We start from the raw sequence: 20,017 nt of genomic DNA on the forward strand, positions 1-20,017 counted from the left end.
GACGATGCTTATTTTTTTGCGATCAGGGGCTGTGTTATCGGATAGAGCAGGATTTCGACAGCATCCGGGTATTTGGCAATCAGATATTGCGCTTTCTGTTGGAAATCAGGGTCTGCCGGGTAGGCGCGGGCGGCGGTGATCATATTGACCAGTGCTTTTTTGTCCTGAACACCATCCAGATCTTTATACGGCCAGGTTTGGTCGGTATTGATAAAGCCCGCGACGTATTGATAGCCTTTTTTGAGACTATGTTCGTCGAGAGTGAAGTTCCAGATATCTTTGTCGGCGACCTCACCCAGCCGACCCAGCTTGTTGTAAGCTTCCAGATGGAAATTACTGTAGTGCCACGGGCGGGTGCGCTCCAGCTCAGCATTTTGTCGACCCTGCATATCAAAATGCGATGGGATCCGGCGCAGTTGGGTTATCTCCAAACGCTTTTGAGCCGCTGCTTTTTGCTCGCTAAACAGGGCAAAAGAGGCGGCCTGCATATCAAAATAGGTGCCGTGATTATTGTGCCAATTATCTTCTTCGAACCCGTTTTGGCTAGTGGTCATCCATTGGTAAAAATCGCTATACCACTCTTTGATTGCCCGATAATCGGTATCCTTAAGTACATTCGCTGGCCTTATCAATTCAACGGCGTCAATGACATCCACCAGCGCCCGACTATCGATTAAACCAATGCCACGACCTTCATTGATGCCTGGAATCGCTTGGGCATATTGTAAATTCGGGTTCATTCGGGTATCTGGATTGACGAACCAATTGACCAATTGATCCCGCGCTTTTTCGGCATACTCGGGCTTGCCAGTAAAGCTATAAGCTAACGCCAGATAATAGACATCTTCACTGAAGCTGTTCATGCGTTTTTTATCGGTCGCATCGCTATTGGCATCCGGATTTGTTTCCCCGTCTTTACGCAAATAAGGCATACCATCTTTCTTGCTTGGGTCTGGCCACCAATAAGGTGGGAAGCTGTAATAGTCGTGTTTATCACCACTGGCGGCTAGCAAGTTTTTATCCATCACCGAGTACAGTGGTTTTCCCAGCGCTTTGTCAGCCTTAGCTATCAGATTTTTATAGGATTTTTCATATAAAGGGTTGTTTTGCTTAACCTGGGTAATGCTGTAGTTGATATCATCCATTTTTAATAATAGTGGATGGCTCTCAGTAGCATAAATAAAGGGTGAGGACCCCATGAGAATAGCCAGTAATAGTTTTTTTTTCCCCAGAATGTTCATCACTACTTTCCTTATTCTTGATGGTTTATATTATTAAAAATAAACTTACAGAGTGAGTTCGATCTATTTCTCTGTTTTTATGTAAATAAAATTACACCCATTAATAAAAAGGTTATGAAATGTATAGCCAACATTTTGATAAAAACAATGCGGTTCTATTTCGAATGGATTTGAATTCTAGGGTAAAGTTTTTGGTTTTTTGTGATCCAAGTCCATATTGTAAATTTTTTATGAATAAATGACTTAAATTGTGAGCACCATCAAATTAAATCTCTGTTTTAGACGTTTTTGAGTTAATTTTAATCATTGTGTCATTTTTTTTATTTTTTAAATGAAGATTTTAACTTGCTGTTTTTAATTAAAAATAGCGTATATTTTCGTTTTTTAATCCTTTTTCAAGTGTGATCTCAAGCAGAGATTTTAAAATGGAATTAAGTTTTATTTTTTATGGTGTGGTTTTTTGCTTTGCTCTGGGTTCTAATGTTATCGAGTGTTTCATGATTTTATTCTGCTATTTAACTTTCTGGGTAAATCTATAAAAAATAGATTTCAACGAGGACGCTGAGATGAAGAAAAAAATGATAACGTCAAACGTAAAAATAAAATCTTTGCTGTTGTTAACTTATTTAGCCACGGGAGTTCCGTCTCTCCACGCCGCAGAAACATTGCAGGTATGGATACGTGCCAGTAATGATTCCAAGAATATTTATAAAACAGAAGCTGAAACTTTTGAGAAGAAAACCGGCATCAAAATTGAATATTTCAATGCGACGACCGATTTTGAGCAGCGCCTGGCACGAGCCGCAGCGGGTAATGCGCTGCCGGACCTGATTTTCAATGATGCGGTAGCTATCGGGCAGTTTGTCCAGCTGGGTATTGTTGAACCCATTGAACCAAAAAATATCATTGGTGGAGAAGATATCTTCGATACCGCTTGGAAGAGTGCCCAATATATTGATGGTAAATATTATGGTGTGCCGACCTCAGCCCAAACCTTTGCCCTGTTCGTGCGCAAAGACTGGCGGGAAAAGTTGGGCCTATCGCAGCCAAAAAACTGGCAAGAGATCGCCACGCTGGCAAAAGCCTTTACCTTTAATGACCCGGATGCCAACGGCAAAAATGACACATATGGCTTTATTCTGCCGGGTTCAACTACTCGCGGCTATGCCAGTTGGTTTATTAGCTCATATCTCTGGCAGGCCGGTGGTGACTTCATTCGCCCAGCGGGTGAGGGCAAATTTAAAGCCGCACTGGATGAACCTGCCGCCACTGAAACCCTGAGTTTCATGCGTGGTATGGTGTGCGACAAAACGGTACAGCCGGGTGCTATCAACGCCACCACAGCCGATGCCATACCTTCATTCCGTTCGGGTCAAAGCGGCATGTTCTTCTCTGGCCCCTATCACATTGCTCTATTTGATAAAGATCCCGGTAAAGAGGCTTTTGAAGTGATCCCACCACCAACAGGGCCGAAGGGGCAAGCAACACTGGCTGAAGGCACCACGGTGTTTATGATGAAAAGTAGCCAGAAAAAAGAGGCTGCACAGAAATTCATTGAGTTCATGATCTCACCAGAAGGGCAGCAAATTGGCATGGGTATGGGCAGCAATAATATGCCGGTGGTGCGCTTATCGATTAACAAACAGGTAGATACCAAAGCGGTTTATAACGATCCGCGCTGGGCGATGTTTGCTGATCTGTACGCCGAACATGGCCGCTATATTCCACAAGTGCCTAACTGGACGCCAATTCGTCAGGTGACTGCTGAAGGCTTCAACCGCATCTTAGCCAGTTGTGACAGTGATATCACTGCTGAATTAAAAGCGGTGAATCAGAAGGTGAATGATGAACTGGCAAAACAGAATGTCTTAGGGCAGTGAGTGAATCATGATAACGCTAAATCCCCGACTAAAACGTAATCTGGTTCCGTGGCTGTTTTTGGCTCCGGCACTGGTCATCTTCACCTGGTTTAAATTCATCCCAATGCTGCAAGGATTGGTGATGAGTTTCTACAAGGTTAACTTTAACCAGCCAAATGAGTGGGTCGGGTTTGCCAACTTTTCCCGCGCCTTCGGTGATGAAGCGCTGCACTCTGCGGTCTTCAATACCCTGTTATATGTGGTGGTCACCATGGTGGTGGCCGCTTTTATCGCCTTCTTTTTGGCGATGTTGCTGGAAGGGCCGGCACGGCATCTGCGCTTTATCCGTACCGCCATTTTCTTACCTGCGGTGACTAGTGCGGCGATCGTCGCCGAAATGTGGCGAATTCTGTTTAACCCGACCAGTAATGGCGTGGTGAACCACATTCTGTCGTGGTTCAGCATTGAGGCTCAGGGGTTTCTGGCGGATACCGATCAAGCGCTATGGACGGTAATGCTGCTGCATATCTGGAAAGCGGTGCCTTACAACATGGTGATCTTTATCGCCGGGCTGGTAGGGATTAGCCGCGATTTATATGACGCGTCGAATGTAGATGGGGCCAACTGGTGGAACCGGCTGCGCTATGTGACCTTACCGGGCATGATCCCTGCACTTTCTGTGGTGTTGATGCTGTCATTTATTCGTGGTTTCCGCGTGTTTGCCGAAGTGTATGCCACCACCGGCGGCGGTCCGTCTAATGCAACGGAAATGATCATGACCCATATCTACAAACTGGGCTTTGAGCAGTTTGACTATGGTTATGCGTCAGCGGTCTCCTTCCTGTTATTCGCCTTCACGGTGGTCTTGACGATTTGTCATCTCACCTTGAAAAAGCGCATCGCCCGTTACTAACCCGAGCCGGAGAGTGGTAATGAAAAGTAAAAGTTGGAACAGTATCGGCCGCTGGATAATTTATGGTCTGTTGCTGACTGTTTTTGTTGGCCCGTACTGGGGCATAATGGCGACCGCATTCAGTGGTGCACCGGTAAAACCCGGTGAGCTGCTGGCATGGCCCAATCAGTTCTCATGGGATAACTTTATCTTCGCCTGGATGGATATCGGCGTCTGGCAATATCTGCTGAACTCGATCATTGTGGTGTTTTTTGGCACCGTGTTGCAGGTATCCGTCAGTGCGCTGGCGGCCTATGCGCTGGCACGTAAAAAGTTTGTCGGGGTCTCTCTGACCAGCCTGGTCATTCTGTCGACCATGATGTTGCCGGAAGAGGTGATCGCCATTCCGCTCTATATGATCATCAACTGGCAGCTGCCGGTGATCGACGCTTCGCTCTACAACAGCTATCTGGGCATGATTTTGCCGGTGGTGGGTTGGGCCTTTTCAATTTTTGTTCTGACCGAGTTTATGGCGGCTATCCCGAAAGAGCTGGAGGAGGCGGCGCGTATTGATGGTGCCAGTGAATGGCAAATCTTCTTCCATGTGATCCTGCCGCTGGTTAAGCCCGCACTGGGTACTGTCGTGACTTTCGGCTTTATCATGATTTGGGACCAATACCTGTTGCCACTGATTGTGGTGAATCAGGACAGTCTGAATACCATTCCGGTGATCCTCGGCACACTACGTACCGACGAGAGCATCACACCAAACATCTTTATTGCTATCACCCTGTTGGCGATGTTGCCGAGCATCATCGTGTATCTGGGTCTGCAAAAACATTTCAATCGCGGGATCATGTCTGGCGCGGTTAAAGGCTAGGGAGAAACAAAATGGGATCGGTTGTACTTAAAAATGTCTGTAAATCTTACGGTGACACCCATGTGATCCGCGATGTATCGCTGGAGATCCCTGACGGTGAGTTCTGTGTGCTGGTCGGCCCGAGCGGCTGCGGAAAATCCACCTTACTGCGCATGATTGCCGGGCTGGAGGAGATCTCCGGCGGCACGGTCGGCATCAATGATATTGATGTCACTGACGTTGAACCCAAGATGCGCGACATCGCCATGGTGTTCCAAAGCTATGCCCTCTATCCGCAGATGACGGTGCGCGAAAACATGGGCTTTGCGCTAAAAATGGCCAAAATGTCCAAAGCGGAGATCAGCAAAAAAGTTGAATCCACCGCCGAGCTATTGGGGTTACAGGCATTGTTGGAGCGGCTACCAAAAGATCTCTCTGGTGGGCAGCGCCAGCGGGTTGCCATGGGGCGCGCCATCGTGCGAAACCCGCAAGTATTCTTATTCGACGAACCTTTATCCAACCTGGATGCCAAATTGCGTACTCAGGTGCGTGGTGAGATCCGCGAATTGCATCAACGGCTGAAAACCACCTCAGTTTATGTGACTCATGACCAAATAGAAGCCATGACCATGGGGCAGATGATCGTGGTGCTGCGTGAAGGGCGGATTGAGCAGGTTGGTTCACCGCTCGATCTCTATGATCGACCCGCGAATCTATTTGTTGCCGGATTTATTGGATCGCCGGAGATCAATCAGTTGAAAGGCACGGTGGTGCAACAGGGCGGCGAGTTCCTGCTGCGACTGGAGGATAGCTCCATGCTGACACTGCCTGTCGGGTTGCAAGTGACCGACGGACAAAGTGTGGTGTATGCCATTCGTCCGGAGCAGGTCAATGTGGTGGATGAAACGCACCACGCCAGCGCCCTGAAAGCGACCATTACCGCGATTGAGAATACCGGCTCGGATATGCAGCTATTTTGCAGCACCGGCGGGGGCCGCTTTACCTCGGTATTTAAGCAGCGTCTGGCGGTGAATGCAGGGGAGACGGTGTATTTGCAACCTAAACTCGCCGGTATCCACATTTTTGATGCCGCCACTGGCGTGCGGGTTGCCTGTCAGGCCGCATAAAGGAAGCAATGCCCATGACGCCAATGAAAACGTCTGTGACACCAATGAAACTGTACACGCTGGATGTGGAGTGCCTGATTAAGGCAAAAGCGGTATTACAGCAACCTTTTTCACCTTTGCAACCGGCATTACGCCGGTTATTAAGTGAAGCCGATGCTCTGCGTGACCAGCAGCCGGAGAGTGTCACACACAAAACCTTGCTGCCAGTCAGTGGGGATATTCACGATTACTACAGTTTTGGCACTTACTGGTGGCCAAATCCGCGCAAGCCCAACGGGTTGCCCTATGTGCGGCGAGATGGCCATACTAATCCGCAAAGCCAGAATGATGACACTGATACACAGCGCATTGTGCGGATGTGCGATCGCTGCTTAACCCTCGGATTAGCCTACTATTTCACAGGTAACAGCCGCTATGCACAGGTGGCGGCAGAACAGATCCGTTGCTGGTTTTTAGATGCCAAAACCCGGATGAATCCGCACCTTAATTATGGTCAGGCGATCCCCGGTATTGTCTCTGGTCGTGGGACGGGGCTGATTGATACCCGGCTGATGTGGATGGTCATTGATACTATCGGTTTGATCTTGCCCGCCAAACTATTGGATACCGAAGATACGGCGGTATTGCAGCAGTGGTTCCGCGATTTTAACCACTGGATGTTCCACAGTGAAGTGGGCCATTCCGAGTATGTCTGGCATAACAACCACGGCACCTGGTATGACGTGCAGCGCGCAGTCAATGCGATGTTTTACGGCGATCGCGGGCTGGTTTCCACCATTATCCAGCAAGGGATAACCCAGCGGTTGGCGGCTCAGATAGCCCAAGACGGTAAGCAGTGGATGGAACTGGAACGCACTGTGCCGTTCCACTACTCCCTATTCAATCTGGAGGCGCATCTGTTGCTGTGCCGCTATGGTGAACATGTCGAAATTGAACGTTGGGAGCGGGTGCAAGATGGCCGTAATGTGCAGCAGGGGATTGATTATCTGCTGCCGTTTATTGCTGAACCTGAACTGTGGCCTTACCGTGATTTGCGCGGCATCGACTATGACAGCGCATTGCGGCTGCTCTTACAGGCAGCGCGGGGTTACCCGAAAGATGCCAAACGCTATCAGGCGGTGCTCGCGACTTTCCCAACAGAAACCCTGACATCCCGTGATCGTCTGTTGTGGCAAAGTTGATGTACACTCAAGGCTATTTTTAAGCCGGAAGGTGTTGTGACTAATGAGTGCCGTGAACTCGCCTGATGATCTGTCGATAATTATCCGCTTCTTACGCCAGCAGCATGTGCTGACACTGTGCGCTGGCAGCGGTATGGATATGTGGTGCGCCAACTGTTTTTACGTCTTTGATGATGTGCAGATGGTGCTTTATCTTATGACCGAAAAACAGACCCGCCATGGCGAATTGATGCAAGTTAACCCGCAGGTTGTCGGGACTATCGCCACCCAGCCACGCACTGTTGCCCTCATCAAAGGCATTCAATATCGCGGTGAAATTACCGAGTTAAGTGGTAATGCCGAACAAACCGCCCGCCAACGTTATTGCCGTCGTTTCCCGGTGGCGAAGGTCGCCTCCGCCCCTATTTGGCAGTTGAATCTGCTGGAAATCAAGATGACCAATAATACCCTTGGTTTTGGTAAGAAACTCTATTGGCACGCCCTTCGTCCTTGAAGCTGCATGTTTTCCGGTGTTATGTCATAGTGTTTCTGGTATGTATTATCAATAACAATTGATTTCAGTGATTGCCTCCAGCGGTTGGGAGGCGCTAGCGCTTTTATTGGGAGGTCAGATGGCGAAGGTATTATTACTGGGGGCAAGTGGCTTGGTGGGGGGCGAATTGCTGCGCCTGCTACGTTTGGATGCCAGAGTGACATCTATCATTGCACCCAGCCGCAAGCCATTGCCTGCCATGAATAAGCTGATCAATCCGCAGGGCGAGAATATCGGCGAACTGCTGAAAACAGTGCATGAACCAGTGGATTTGGTCTTTTGTTGTCTCGGCACCACTCGCAAGCAAGCGGGTAGTCAGGCGGCGTTTCGTCAGGTGGATTATCGGCTGGTGCTGACGGCGGGTGAAACCGGTCTGCGCTTGGGCGCACGGCATCTCCTACTGGTCAGTTCAATGGGGGCCAATGCCAGCTCATGGCTGTTTTATAATCGAACCAAAGGTGAAGCCGAGCGGGATTTGCAGCTTCAGGGCTGGCCACAACTCACCTTTGCCCGACCTTCGATGCTGGCGGGTCAGCGTGCCACACCACGGTTGATGGAGAGTCTCAGCGCGCCGTTGTTTGCGCTATTGCCAGATAAGTGGCGGCTGATTAAGGGCAAAGATGTGGCGCAGGCCATGCTGGACCAGGCTTTTGCACCACCACACGCAGGGGTGACCATATTATCATCCGCCCAAATGCAAGGTTAATCATGGCAGGACAATTGTCTGATTATCATGGGCGGCGGCTACACCGCTTGGGAGTGGATTATCGAGTAACCACCGATCAAGTTGGTGGCTGATGTGGGTCAATAGCATTGCGGTTGGCCTCAATAGGTCACCGACCGCCAGTGCCATGGTCACGTCATTGTGATTGCGAGGGGGCGGGATCTGTGGCGGATGGCTGCAATCCATCACCAGTAAATCAATGTTTTTACTGGCAAGAAACAGTGCGCTGTCGGCGGGTAGCCCGATGGTGTCGGTCAGATAGGCAATGGTGCGATTGTGACTTTGCAGCAAATAGCCGAAGGTGATTTTGGAGTGATTTAGCGGCACAGGAGTCACCCGCAGTTGACCGAATCGAACCGCATGAAATGGCTGTAATGGCGGCTGAAAGGCCAATATTCCGGGGTGCTTATACAGGTCATCGCAGCCGTCTGGATCTGGCGGCCCGTAGACTGGGATCGAATTTCCGCACCCCCAACGTAATGGAAATAACCCCTGAACGTGATCCATGTGGTAATGTGTAAGCAAAAAACGCTGAATTTCCCCCGCAGCAAACTGCTGATCCAGTGTCGGCAATCCCGCATCAATTAAGGTTGTTTCCCCCTGATAGCGCAACATGGCACTGCAAGCTTTGCGGCCCAATGCGGGTTGCGCTCTGGCGTTGACACAAATCACACAGTCGCAACCAAAAACCGGCATCTGCTGGGCGCATCCCGTGCCTAACAATGTCAGCTCCATTTTTGACCTCCAATGTCGTTATCTGTGGTGGGATGAGTGGCCAGCAACTGTTGCAACTGCCCCAGCGTATGTTGCAGTTCGCCATCATTGCAAAGCCGCAAGCAGCTAACCGGCAGTTGCTGCTGATAGTGCTGCGCTCGTTGCAAGCGCTCACTAATTTGCTCACTACTTTCTCGCCCGCGCTGCTGTAATCGCTGCGCCAGAATGGCGGGTGAGACGGTCAGACACAGTGGCAGCAGTTGGCCGGGATAGCGCCGCTCGGCCTCGGATAAATAAGCTCTCGAGCCATTGACCATCACATCCAGCCCGTGCTGCAACCAGAGATCGATCTCAATACCCACCCCATAATAGTGCTGATGCGCCTGCCAATGCAGGGCGAACAATCCCTGCTCTACCCGCTGGAGAAACTCTTGCTCACTCAGCGCGACATGATTTTCCGCGCCAGCATGGGCCTCGCGGGTGATATAGCGGTGAGCAACGATAATATTTGCCGGTTTTACCGCCCGCAGCGCCGACAACAGACAATCCTTTCCTGCGCCAGATGCGCCCATCAGATAGATTAAGCGCGCCATCAGAACACCTGTATTCCCTGACGCCAGACGTTTTGCACGTAAATATGCTTACCCTGCAAACCATGATGCTCACGTGTCAGAACCAAATCAGCCCGTTTACCCTCAGCAATGACGCCACGATCCTCCAGCCCTAGTGCACGAGCGGGGTTACGGGTCACCAAATTGACTGCTTGCGGCAAGCTAAAGTCATTACTTGTATCCTGCGCGATGCGAAATGCCGCATCCAGCAAGCTGGCCGGGTAATAATCGGAGGATAAAATATCCAATACGCCCAGTGAGGCCAGCTGGTGCGCGGCGACATTACCGGAATGGGAACCGCCACGGACAATATTCGGCGCGCCCATCAAGACGTGCAAACCCTGCTGATGGGAGGCACTGGCGGCCACCTCAGTGGTCGGGAACTCGGCGATCACTGTACCCAGCGCCAGGGATTCCGCCACATGCTCGGCGGTTGCATCATCATGGCTGGCGAGCGGGATGCCCAACTGACGACACCGCGCCGCAATGGCGGTTCGGTTTGGCGTGGACCAACGTGCCGACAGTGTGACTTGCTGCTGCTCGAATTCAGCCATTTGCTGATCGCTAAGGTGATATTTTCCCTGATAATATTCACGATATTTTGCCCGAGAGGCGAACTGGCGCTGGCCCGGCGAGTGATCCATCAGCGACACCAATGACAGCTCCGGCTGCATCATCAACTCTTCAAACAGCGGCAAGGTGCTCTCATGGGGTAATTCACAGCGCAAATGAATTCGGTGTTCAGCGCGGTTTAGCCCCGCCCGCTGACTCTCCACCACCGCATTAATCATTTTTTGCAGGTTATCCAGCCGATGACCGCCGTCGCGTACATCACCGACGGCGACGGCATCCAGCACCGTGGTGATCCCGCAGGAGATCATCAGCGCGTCATGACTGCTCATCGCCGAATGGGCGGGCCAATCGACATTGGGCCGTGGGGTGAAAAATTTGTCCAAATTATCGGTATGCAGCTCGATCAACCCCGGCAGCAGCCAGCCATTTTGTCCATCTATCGCCGCTGAAAGTTGAGTCGGGCGATCACTGTAACTGCTGATCTCACCATTTTTAATTTCCAGTGATCCGCTGACCACCTGATCTTCCAGAATAAGATTGACGTTATTGAGGATCATGCTGGGATCTCCGTGCTGACATTAGAGGGGGGCGGCGTCATGATCAGTAAGCGGTCACTGACATGATTGCGCACGTTTTCATCGTGGAAAATCCCAACAATGGCGGCACCTCGCTGCTTGGCCTCATCAATCAGGCTCACCACGGCGGCGCTATTGCTGCTGTCCAGTGATGCTGTTGGCTCATCCAGCAGCAAAATGGGGTAATCCACAATAAAGCCACGGGCGATATTGACTCGTTGCTGCTCCCCTCCGGAAAAGGTCGAGGGGGCCAGGTCCCACAGCCGTGGTGGCACATTCAGGCGCGTGAGCAGATCTTGCGCCCGCTGTTGGCAGGTGTTGCGATCGACACCCAGCTCCAGCAGGGGTTGCATCACCAGATTCAAGGCGCTGATCCGGGGGATCACCCGCAAGAACTGGCTGACCCAACCTACAGTATGACGGCGCACGGCCATGATCTGCCGCGCTTGTGCGGTCACCATATCCAGCCACTCCCCCTGATGCTTAACCCAAATATGGCCGCTGTCAGGGAGATAGTTGGCATATAAAGAGCGTAGCAGAGTAGATTTGCCGCTGCCGGAGTGGCCGTGCAACACCACACATTCGCCACCCTTGACCTCAAGAGAGGTTTGATGCAGTACCGGCAGGCGAATACCGTGCTGGTGGTGCAGCACGAAGGTTTTACTGAGATTTTCGACTTTAAGTTGCAGGTGGTTCATGGTGAGTTCTCGTGGTTGTTTTGGCCGATTTACGGGTCAAAATCAAGGGCAAAAAACGTCAAAAAGCTAAAAAATCAGTTTTGCAGCACTGATGAGACGAGTAGCTGGGTATAGGGGTGGTGGGGGTCGTCCAGTACCCGGTCGGTAAGGCCGCTTTCGATAACCTTGCCCTCTTTCATCACCAGCAGGCGGTGTGCCAGTAGGCGGGCGACGCCGAGGTCATGGGTGACAATCACCACGGCGAGCTGCATCTCTACCACCAGATTGCGCAGTAAATCCAGCAGCCGCGCCTGCACTGAGACGTCCAGCCCACCAGTGGGTTCGTCCATAAACACCAGCTTCGGATGGGTCACCAAATTACGGGCAATTTGTAACCGCTGTTGCATACCGCCGGAGAAGGTGGTGGGGAGATCATCCAAACGGGATAAGGGGATCTCGACATCCTCCAGCCAGCGTCCTGCCTGTTGGCGTATCTCACCGTAATGGCGCTGGCCGATAGCCATTAAACGCTCGCCGATATTGCCGCCTGCCGAGACTTGTGGCCGCAAACCCTCTAGCGGATGCTGATGCACCACGCCCCATTCAGTGCGCAGTAAACGGCGGCGCTGACTCTCGGCCATCTGATATAAATCAACTGGTTGCTGGGCGTCAGGGCGATAAATAATCCGCCCCTGCTGCGGAGCGAGCCGCGCTGAAATGGATTTCAGCAGTGTGGTTTTACCCGAACCAGACTCACCGACTATCCCCAAAACTTCGCCAGGATAGAGCTGGAAAGAGACGTCACTGAATCCCTTGCCCGGCGCATAAAGATGGGTGAGATCCTCCACCGATAACAGTGGATGGGCGGAAACTGAGGGTGCAGAGATCATCGGGTGTTCACCTCGTGGGTCAGGCTATCTTGTGCGGCTATCTGCGCCAGTTGCTGCTGGCAGAAATCAGTATCCGAGCAAACAAACATCCGGCTGCCCTGATCATCTATCACCACCTCATCGAGATAACTGTGACGCGATCCACACAGCGCACAGGGGTGATCCCACTGCTGCACGGTGAAGGGGTGATCGTCGAAATCCAGACTCTCCACCTTGGTAAACGGCGGCAGGGCATACAGGCGCTTCTCGCGACCAGCGCCGAACAGTTGCAGGGCGGGCATCATATGCATTTTGGGATTATCAAATTTCGGGATCGGCGAAGGGTCCATAACGTAGCGATCATTCACTTTCACCGGATAGGCGTAGGTGGTGGCGATATGGCCGTAGCGGGCGATATCTTCATACAGCTTCACTTGCATCACGCCGTACTCCTCCAGCGCATGCATTTTGCGGGTTTCGCTCTCCCGTGGTTCGATAAAGCGCAGCGGCTCAGGGATCGGCACTTGGTAGATCAGGATCTGATCTTCGGTCAGCGGCGTTTCTGGAATACGGTGGCGAGTCTGGATCAGTGTGGCGTCGGTGGTTTTTTCCGTGGTTGCCACGCCGCTGACCCGCTGAAAGAAGCGGCGGATTGACACCGCATTGGTGGTGTCATCCGCCCCTTGATCAATCACTTTCAGCACATCCGAGCGGCCAATTAAGCAGGCGGTTAGCTGAATGCCGCCAGTGCCCCAGCCATAAGGCATCGGCATCTCCCGCCCGGCAAACGGCACCTGATAACCGGGGATCGCCACGGCTTTCAGCAGCGCGCGGCGTAATGTCCGCTTGGTCTGCTCATCCAGATAACCCAGATTGTAACCGGTGAGAACCTCAGTCATGGTGCGGCTCCTCTGTTTGGGTGGGTTCAGCTAAGGAGAAGTGCTCACGGCGCAGGCGCTTTAGCAGCTCCAGCTCAGCTTGAAAATCGACGTAGTGGGGCAGTTTGAGGTGCGAGACAAAACCAGCGGCCTCGACATTATCCGCGTGGGCGAGCACGAACTCCTCATCCTGCGCTGGACTGGTGACGTTTTCGTCATATTCGCGACTTTGCAGAGCGCGATCCATCAGCGCCATCGACATTGCCTTGCGCTCGCCGCGACCAAAGACCAAACCGTAACCCCGGGTAAAGTGCGGCGGTTCTGCTGCCGGATCGACAAAGCCATTTACCATTTCACATTCGGTCAGCAGGATCTCGCCGATATCGATAGCAAATCCCAGCTCTTCCGGCTGGATGGAGACAGTCAGGTCACCGGTACGTATTTCGGCGGCAAACGGGTGAGTGCGACCATAACCGCGCTGGGTGGAGTAGCCCAGAGCCAGCAGAAAACCTTCGTCGCCCCGCACCAATTGTTGCAGCCGCGCCGAACGACGGCAGGGGTAAACTGGTGGGTGACGAGTGATATCCTCCGGCGGTGTGCCGTCATCTTGCTCTGCGTGAGCCAACTGCTCTTGCACCAGTAAATCAAACACATGGGCGCAGTTATCCCGCAGTAAATCATCCGGCGCTGCTTCACGGCCATGGGGGGCCGCAGGGGCATCCCCGGAGGCCAGCAGAGTGAAATCCAGCAGCCGATGGGTGTAATCGTAGGTCGGGCCGAGCACCTGCCCGCCGGGTAGGTCTTTGTAAATGGCGGAAATGCGTCGCTCCAGCCGCATGTTCTCAGTCGCCAGTGGCAGACTTATCGCGAGGCGTGGCAAGGTGGTGCGATAGGCGCGCAGCAAGAAAATGGCTTCAACCAGATCGCCGCTGGCCTGCTTAATCGCCAGGGCGGCCAGTTCGCGATCATAAATGCCCCCTTCAGTCATCACCCGATCGACTGCCAGCCCTAGCTGTTGCTCGATCTGCTCGCAATCGATCGCCGGGATCTGGGTGTCGCCGCGCCGCTGGTGTTCCAGCAATTGATGGGCTGCCGCAATGGCTTTTTCGCCCCCTTTGACTGCAACGTACATCAGCACACCTCCACATGGGTGGTCCGTGGGATAGCCATCAGCTTCTCACCACAGGTAAACAGAAAGTCGATACCCGCGGGGAAGGCAGCGGGGCGATTAAGCAGGTAATTCAGCACTGCGGCGGGCAGTTGCGGCGCGACCGTGCGGTTGTGTTCAATGCCCGGCCCGCGCAGACGTAATGCTATGCCGTGGTGCAAGCTGCCGGTTTGAATCACCACTGTGGTGGCGTGTTCTGGCGAGAGCTCATCACCAGCTGGACAGGCGGCCAGTTGCTCCGCCGTGACCGCCTCGCCAAAGAGCGCAAAGCTGGCGATAGCACTGCTTGCCGCCAGCGGCGCACCGGTATGGAAGCGCAGATTGTGTTGCACCTCACCACTGCTCAGCGCGGCATCCAGATAGAGCGGGGTCTCCTGATCCGCCAGTGTCAGTAGCAGACTGGTGGTGGCGGGATTCAGCGGCTGCCAATCGGTGACCGGGGGCAGCGCGACTAACACTCCGGGTTCGCTCAACGCCTTGAGAAGGCGGCGAAAAGTGTGCTGAGCATCGTCAACGGGGTGGTCAAAATGGCTGAATATGCGCATCACGCCTCACCTCGCACTAAGGTGAAAAAATCCACTTTGCTGGCGGCGATAGCGCGGGCGCGAAGCTGTCGGCGCTCTTGTTGCGCCGCCGCCAGTGGGTAAATCACGGTGCTCAGCAGCAACTCATTCAGCCCGGCGGGCTTGCCGTGGGCGGTGGAGGGATCTCTGTTGAGGGTAGAGAGTTGCAGCAAGGCATCCAGCAGTGCACAAAGTTCGGCGTGGGGTTTATTGCGTCCGGCAATGTAGCTGTAGCCATAAATATCGGCACTGTCGTTTAGCTTGATGACCGCGCGGGTAATGGTCATATCGCCGAGAATAAACCGGCGACCCGTGGCCCCCATTCTGGCCTGCAATTGGTTCAAGCCAATCTCCGGTGCGCGGATCACTTGATACGTCGGTGATAGATTTAACGGCTGCCAGTGGGCGAGAAGTTCAGCCGGTTGGCTGTGTGCCAGCACTGACATCCAGCCTTGCCGAGTGGTCGAGGTGCTTTCCATTTAGTGCTCCATGGTCAGTTCAATCATGTCAGCGCGGGTCAGGCTGACGGAGTACTCCGCCACCTGTTGGCTATCGACACAGATATTTAAGGTGCGCACGCACAGCAAGGGCGCATGGGTGGCAATCTCCAGCAAGCGGCTCTCTTTGGCCTGCGCGCGACGTGCGCTGATGCGGGTCTGGCTGCGGCTTAGTGGTTGTTGCAGATGCTGGGTGATGAATTGATGCAGAGAACCGGAGTTGAACTGTTGCAGCGCAGGCCACCAATTGAGGTCTGGCAGATAGTGATCGATAACGCAAACTGGCACGCCATTGACCCGCCGCAAGGTGCGTAAGTGGATAACTTGCGCGCCCTCTTCCAGCGAGAGTGCTTTGGCAACATGCTCTACACAAGGGCGTAAGACCGCTAGTAAGCGCTCACTGGTGGGGTCACTGCCCTGATCCAGCAGGTTTTGGCTAAAGCGCGCATTGGCATGCAGCGGATAGTCATATGGGCGCATCAATACCAGAATACCGATACCCTGACGGCGTTGCAGCCAGCCGCGCTCAACCAATTGATCGACGGCACGGCGCAGAGTATGGCGATTAACCTGATAATGATCAGCCAGTTGCTGCTCAGGAGGCAGGTAATCGCCACAGCGATAGTTGCCGCGAAGCTCTTGTTCTAACTGGGCCGCAATCTGCTGATAGCGGGTAGGGAAACTGGTCGGTGGTCTAGATAAGTGCATAGCAGATATATCCTCTCTCAGCACAATCACCACTGACGGCCAGACAAAATGTAGCAGCAGAAAGAGTCAAACGGGCAGGCAGCGGGGTGATTGTCATGGCGATAACCGGTAAGTGATCTCACTGCTATGCTGGCTTTTTTTCATGACAGTAGGGTTAAGCTGAGATGGCGGAACAGTGAACTTTTGGTGCGATAAAAATGTTTTTTATCCGCAAAAAATGCGCTGTTTATATGAAAAAGATTTATCGCATTATCAATCTGATACATCTCCATTCGATAATTTATCGATTTAAACAAAAAATAAACATTGGTGCAACTTGAGAGAAACATAAGTGTCTCTTATAGTTAATTTACGCCGCTATGGCGTTCTCTCTGAGGGTTTATACTATGCGCCCTAATAATATCAGCCATCTGAGCAAGATAAGTTTGGCAATATTGCTTGCTTGCTCCCTTGCCGCCTGTAGCGGCAGTGGCGGCGGTTCTCACAATGCGGCGAAGAATAATTCAGGCCAAACCACAGGTGGTTCAGGGACGGGCGGCGGCACGGATGGCGGGACTGGTGGAGGAACTACGGCCAGTAACTCTGCAACCGGCAATGTCGTCAGTGGTGTAGGCACTGCGGTGGATGGCGTTGGTAATACCGTCAGTGATGTGGTTAGCCAAACCCCGATTGGTAGCTTGCCGGTGGTCGGCTCAGGTCTGGTCACCGTGGTCGACAGTGCAGGTAACGCGGTCAGTGAAGTCGGGACTGGATTACAGACTGGCGTCGGTCAATTAGGAAATAATCCTAATGCTTTAGGCACGACAGCGGCCAGTGTACCGAAAGCGGTGGCTGATGTGGGCACCGGTGTTTCAGGATTAGGCGGGACAGTTTCAGGTATCGGCACCAATACGCCACTGGCTGGCGTGACCGGTACTGCGGGTGGGTTGGTCGATAAGACCGGCGGGACAGTCAGCGCTATCGGCAATGGATTGGCGCAAGATCTGCAAACCGGCACAACCAGCAAGCTGACGACGGCGGCGACCGGAATAGTGACACCGGTGGTGGGTCAGGTCCAAGGTGTGACTCAATCAGTGGGCGCTACTACCGGTATTGGTGCACCAGTGAACAACTTATTGACTTCGGTGGGGGGGACAGTTTCTAGCTCAGGCACACAGCTAGGCACCAATGCACCCGCTTTAGCTGGGGTGGGCCAGGTGTTGCAAGGCACCGGACAGGCGGTTTCGAGCGCCGGTGGTTTGGTGTCATCACCGACGTCCACCAGTGGCTCCAATGGCTTATTGGCTGGGGTGAATAATACCGTGGGTGGGGTAACCGGTGGACTGACAGCGGGTGGCTCGGCGAATGCCAGCGCGAGTGGGAGTTTGCTCGGGGGGGTGGGCGGATTATTGAAACCGAAAGCTAATTGATAAATAGAAATATCAGCTCCTCCTTATTCCTAAGGGGGAGTCTCTAATTTAAAGATAATAAAAATAGGCCATTGAGATTATAATTTGTGTGCGCATAAGGAAATATTCTATGAATAATAGAGCGTGGCTATTATTGTTTTTTGGATGGCAATACAGTGCATGGGCTAATACCGTGCCGATGTTAATCGATCAGAATAACCCATCCAGAATATCTCGTGATATCACCAAACCCCAAACAGCACGCCCAGTCCCACCGACTATTTCGACTCCCACGCCTGATCCTAAATTGACTCTCGATACGCTAATTGATGTGCGACATATTCAATTTATCGGCGGCACCCGTTATGACATTAAACTGTTGAGCGAGCCATTTAATGCTTATATTGGCAAAAAAGTTCCGTTAAAGAGTCTGCTGGTGGCGACGCAATCTATTACTCAGCGGTATCAGCAAGATGGTTATGTGCTCTCATATGCTTATTTGCCTTCCGAGAATTTTGCCAATGGCACATTAAAAATCGGATTGGTTGAGGGCTATATCGCGAATACCCGTATTCAAAGTGATAACGCGATGATAGGCCGCTGGCTGACTAAGCTCTCCCAGCGCATCATGGCAGAGAAGCCACTGACACTGGATACCTTCGAGCGCTACAATATTTTGATGAGCCGCACACCGGACACCAAAGTGATCGCTACGGCAAAAAATCCAGACAATATTTACGGCGCGACATTACTGGATATTAAAGCGGATCATCCGCGCAACTGGAATGTCAGTACCGCACTGGATAGCCGCAAAGGGGTATACAGTGGGGTGCTTAATGCGACTTTTAGTGGTTTTACGCCCTATGCCGAGCAATTTGGTATCGCGACACTATTGCCGCTCAATAATAAAAATAGAGATCAATACCTGGGCGTAAACTATCAGCAATATTTAGGCAGCAATGGGTTATTGCTGCAAACTCGTGGCAGTTATTATAAGCAGGATCCGAAAGATTATACGGATTTACTGACCTTCTATCCGGAGAATATTACGTTAGCTGGCCGTACTGAGCAGACGCAATATACTGGCGGTGTGGTATTAAGCTATCCGCTGGAATTAACCCGCAAGCGCCAATGGACGGTCAGCGGTGGCCTCGATTATCTGGAGAAAAGTTATACCCTGAAACAACGCGCCCGACTAAATAGCCAAAATAACTTATTGGTTGATTTGGCAGATAATAATCAGCGGATGCGTTATCCAGCGGCTGAATTAGCGCTGACGGGTTACCGTGAATATACACAAGCCTATTGGAGCACCCGTGCGAGTGTGCGCAAAGGCATCAACGGCGGTCTGGCATCCAGCTCGGTTCCCTGGGGTGATTTGGACTTTACCCGCTGGAAACTGACCGGTGATGGCGCTTATCTGATAGATGAAAAATGGCGCTTAAGTGCAGCGGCAGAAGGTGATTGGTCTGACAATGATTTGCCGGAAGCCGAGCATGTCACCTTTGGCGGGCTGCGGTTTGGCCGTGGTTATCCAGATAGCGAGGCGACGGGGGATTATGGTTACGGTGGGCAGGTTGAAATGCGCTATATGCACACTCGGGGAAACGGCGTCTGGCTAAAATCAATCCAGCCCTATGTGGTGGTGGATACTGCCCATACCTGGTACAACTCGCCAATATTCCGTGCACAAAAACTGGCTTCTTACGCGGTGGGCGTGACTTTTGGCGACAACAAACACTATTCGCTATCACTGGAAGGGGCGAGGCCGATTGGCGATCTGCCCAGTGATAGTTCGCGCCGCGATTGGCGGTTTAATGCGACTTTAACCTATAACTTTGCCAATTAGGTTAAAGTTTTATAGGTAGGTCAGGCTATCTAACGTAGGTGGTGAATGACCTGATTGCCGCTGCCGCGCCAGATAAGTGAGGGGTCTTTCAGATCTTGCACGAATTTACCGTCGACTAGCACGTTAATTAAATCAACCAATTGCTGTTGCTCATTCGTCAGTTCGGCGAGTGTATAACCGGTCCAGACCCAGATATCTTTGCCGTCGCACTCGTCACGTACCCGTTTTACCAGTTGCAGGATAGCGGACAAATTTTGCGGATGTAGTGGATCGCCGCCGGAGAGGGATAGCCCCTGACGCGGAATGCGGGCGTCATTCAGATCAGCAATGATCCTATTCTCCATTTCTGAGGTAAACGGCTTACCGGAATTAAGCCGCCAGGTACTTTTGTTATAACAGCCGACACATTCGTGCACGCAGCCGGAGACGAACAGCGTGCAGCGAGTGCCGGGGCCGTTGATGACGTCGACCGGGTAGTATTGATGAAAATTGATCGTATTAGCTCCATTCATGGGCGGTGCCAGACCGCCCC

Annotated in this window: 21 protein-coding genes; 9 read left to right on the plus strand and 12 right to left on the minus strand. The window is 52.3% G+C overall.

What is annotated here, in order from left to right; translation table 11 throughout:
* Positions 1-8: 8 nt before the first annotated feature.
* Positions 9-1,241, minus strand: a complete 1,233-nt coding sequence (locus AACW11_RS01705) for an alginate lyase family protein (RefSeq protein WP_212585728.1) — start codon at positions 1,239-1,241, stop codon at positions 9-11.
* Positions 1,242-1,807: 566 nt separating this feature from the next.
* On the opposite strand from AACW11_RS01705, the gene AACW11_RS01710 reads away from it, so the two are divergent.
* From AACW11_RS01710 to AACW11_RS01740, 7 genes are all read left to right on the plus strand, one after another.
* Positions 1,808-3,121: an ABC transporter substrate-binding protein gene (locus AACW11_RS01710; RefSeq protein WP_212585694.1), complete on the plus strand. Its 1,314-nt coding sequence runs from the start codon at positions 1,808-1,810 to the stop codon at positions 3,119-3,121.
* A gap of 7 nt (positions 3,122-3,128) precedes the next feature.
* On the plus strand, positions 3,129-4,013 hold the full coding sequence (locus AACW11_RS01715) for a carbohydrate ABC transporter permease (RefSeq protein WP_005272561.1): 885 nt from the start codon (positions 3,129-3,131) through the stop codon (positions 4,011-4,013).
* Positions 4,014-4,032: 19 nt separating this feature from the next.
* Positions 4,033-4,872, plus strand: a complete 840-nt coding sequence (locus tag AACW11_RS01720; protein ID WP_212585695.1) for a carbohydrate ABC transporter permease — start codon at positions 4,033-4,035, stop codon at positions 4,870-4,872.
* A gap of 11 nt (positions 4,873-4,883) precedes the next feature.
* Positions 4,884-5,978: an ABC transporter ATP-binding protein gene (locus AACW11_RS01725; protein WP_212585696.1), complete on the plus strand. Its 1,095-nt coding sequence runs from the start codon at positions 4,884-4,886 to the stop codon at positions 5,976-5,978.
* 14 nt (positions 5,979-5,992) lie between these two features.
* Complete coding sequence (locus tag AACW11_RS01730) at positions 5,993-7,159, plus strand: alginate lyase family protein (protein ID WP_212585697.1); 1,167 nt, start codon at positions 5,993-5,995, stop codon at positions 7,157-7,159.
* A gap of 43 nt (positions 7,160-7,202) precedes the next feature.
* Positions 7,203-7,652, plus strand: coding sequence for a YhbP family protein (locus AACW11_RS01735; RefSeq protein WP_212585698.1), 450 nt, complete (start codon positions 7,203-7,205; stop codon positions 7,650-7,652).
* 118 nt (positions 7,653-7,770) lie between these two features.
* The gene (locus AACW11_RS01740; RefSeq protein ID WP_212585699.1) at positions 7,771-8,397 is read left to right on the plus strand and encodes a hypothetical protein; all 627 of its coding nucleotides are present in this window, start codon (positions 7,771-7,773) and stop codon (positions 8,395-8,397) included.
* Here AACW11_RS01740 and phnP read toward each other — a convergent pair whose 3' ends face one another.
* The 10 genes from phnP to phnF all read right to left on the minus strand — a co-directional run bounded on the left by phnP (position 8,398) and on the right by phnF (position 16,248).
* The gene (gene phnP / locus AACW11_RS01745) at positions 8,398-9,150 is read right to left on the minus strand and encodes a phosphonate metabolism protein PhnP (RefSeq protein WP_212585700.1); all 753 of its coding nucleotides are present in this window, start codon (positions 9,148-9,150) and stop codon (positions 8,398-8,400) included. It lies immediately after the preceding gene.
* Entirely contained in the window at positions 9,141-9,722 is a 582-nt protein-coding gene (gene phnN, locus AACW11_RS01750; protein ID WP_212585701.1) for a ribose 1,5-bisphosphokinase, read from the minus strand. Before phnN ends, phnP begins: the two co-directional genes overlap by 10 nt.
* Complete coding sequence (phnM, locus tag AACW11_RS01755; protein WP_212585702.1) at positions 9,722-10,870, minus strand: alpha-D-ribose 1-methylphosphonate 5-triphosphate diphosphatase; 1,149 nt, start codon at positions 10,868-10,870, stop codon at positions 9,722-9,724. Before phnM ends, phnN begins: the two co-directional genes overlap by 1 nt.
* Positions 10,867-11,586: a phosphonate C-P lyase system protein PhnL gene (phnL, locus tag AACW11_RS01760; protein WP_212585703.1), complete on the minus strand. Its 720-nt coding sequence runs from the start codon at positions 11,584-11,586 to the stop codon at positions 10,867-10,869. The genes phnM and phnL overlap by 4 nt, the downstream gene beginning before the upstream one ends.
* A gap of 74 nt (positions 11,587-11,660) precedes the next feature.
* Positions 11,661-12,455 (minus strand): phosphonate C-P lyase system protein PhnK, encoded by a 795-nt coding sequence (phnK, locus tag AACW11_RS01765; protein WP_212585704.1) that lies wholly within the window; start codon positions 12,453-12,455, stop codon positions 11,661-11,663.
* Positions 12,452-13,333, minus strand: coding sequence for an alpha-D-ribose 1-methylphosphonate 5-phosphate C-P-lyase PhnJ (locus AACW11_RS01770; RefSeq protein ID WP_212585705.1), 882 nt, complete (start codon positions 13,331-13,333; stop codon positions 12,452-12,454). Before AACW11_RS01770 ends, phnK begins: the two co-directional genes overlap by 4 nt.
* On the minus strand, positions 13,326-14,444 hold the full coding sequence (locus AACW11_RS01775; RefSeq protein WP_212585706.1) for a carbon-phosphorus lyase complex subunit PhnI: 1,119 nt from the start codon (positions 14,442-14,444) through the stop codon (positions 13,326-13,328). The genes AACW11_RS01770 and AACW11_RS01775 overlap by 8 nt, the downstream gene beginning before the upstream one ends.
* The gene (gene phnH / locus AACW11_RS01780; protein WP_212585707.1) at positions 14,444-15,025 is read right to left on the minus strand and encodes a phosphonate C-P lyase system protein PhnH; all 582 of its coding nucleotides are present in this window, start codon (positions 15,023-15,025) and stop codon (positions 14,444-14,446) included. Before phnH ends, AACW11_RS01775 begins: the two co-directional genes overlap by 1 nt.
* Positions 15,025-15,522, minus strand: a complete 498-nt coding sequence (phnG, locus tag AACW11_RS01785; protein ID WP_212585708.1) for a phosphonate C-P lyase system protein PhnG — start codon at positions 15,520-15,522, stop codon at positions 15,025-15,027. Before phnG ends, phnH begins: the two co-directional genes overlap by 1 nt.
* A complete protein-coding gene (phnF, locus tag AACW11_RS01790) occupies positions 15,523-16,248 on the minus strand; it encodes a phosphonate metabolism transcriptional regulator PhnF (protein WP_212585709.1) in 726 nt (241 codons plus the stop codon). It lies immediately after the preceding gene.
* Positions 16,249-16,634: 386 nt separating this feature from the next.
* Here phnF and AACW11_RS01795 point away from each other — a divergent pair, with 386 nt between their 5' ends.
* Both AACW11_RS01795 and AACW11_RS01800 read left to right on the plus strand, forming a co-directional pair.
* Positions 16,635-17,657, plus strand: coding sequence for a collagen-like triple helix repeat-containing protein (locus AACW11_RS01795; protein ID WP_212585710.1), 1,023 nt, complete (start codon positions 16,635-16,637; stop codon positions 17,655-17,657).
* A 109-nt stretch (positions 17,658-17,766) separates the two neighbouring features.
* Positions 17,767-19,485 (plus strand): ShlB/FhaC/HecB family hemolysin secretion/activation protein, encoded by a 1,719-nt coding sequence (locus AACW11_RS01800; RefSeq protein ID WP_212585711.1) that lies wholly within the window; start codon positions 17,767-17,769, stop codon positions 19,483-19,485.
* Positions 19,486-19,514: 29 nt separating this feature from the next.
* Here the strand turns inward: AACW11_RS01800 and nrdG are convergent, their stop codons facing one another.
* On the minus strand, positions 19,515-19,979 hold the full coding sequence (nrdG, locus tag AACW11_RS01805; protein WP_212585729.1) for an anaerobic ribonucleoside-triphosphate reductase-activating protein: 465 nt from the start codon (positions 19,977-19,979) through the stop codon (positions 19,515-19,517).
* Positions 19,980-20,017 lie beyond the last annotated feature (38 nt).

The organism is Yersinia sp. Marseille-Q3913 (assembly GCF_963892745.1).
Taxonomy (GTDB): Bacteria; Pseudomonadota; Gammaproteobacteria; order Enterobacterales; family Enterobacteriaceae; genus Yersinia; species Yersinia bercovieri.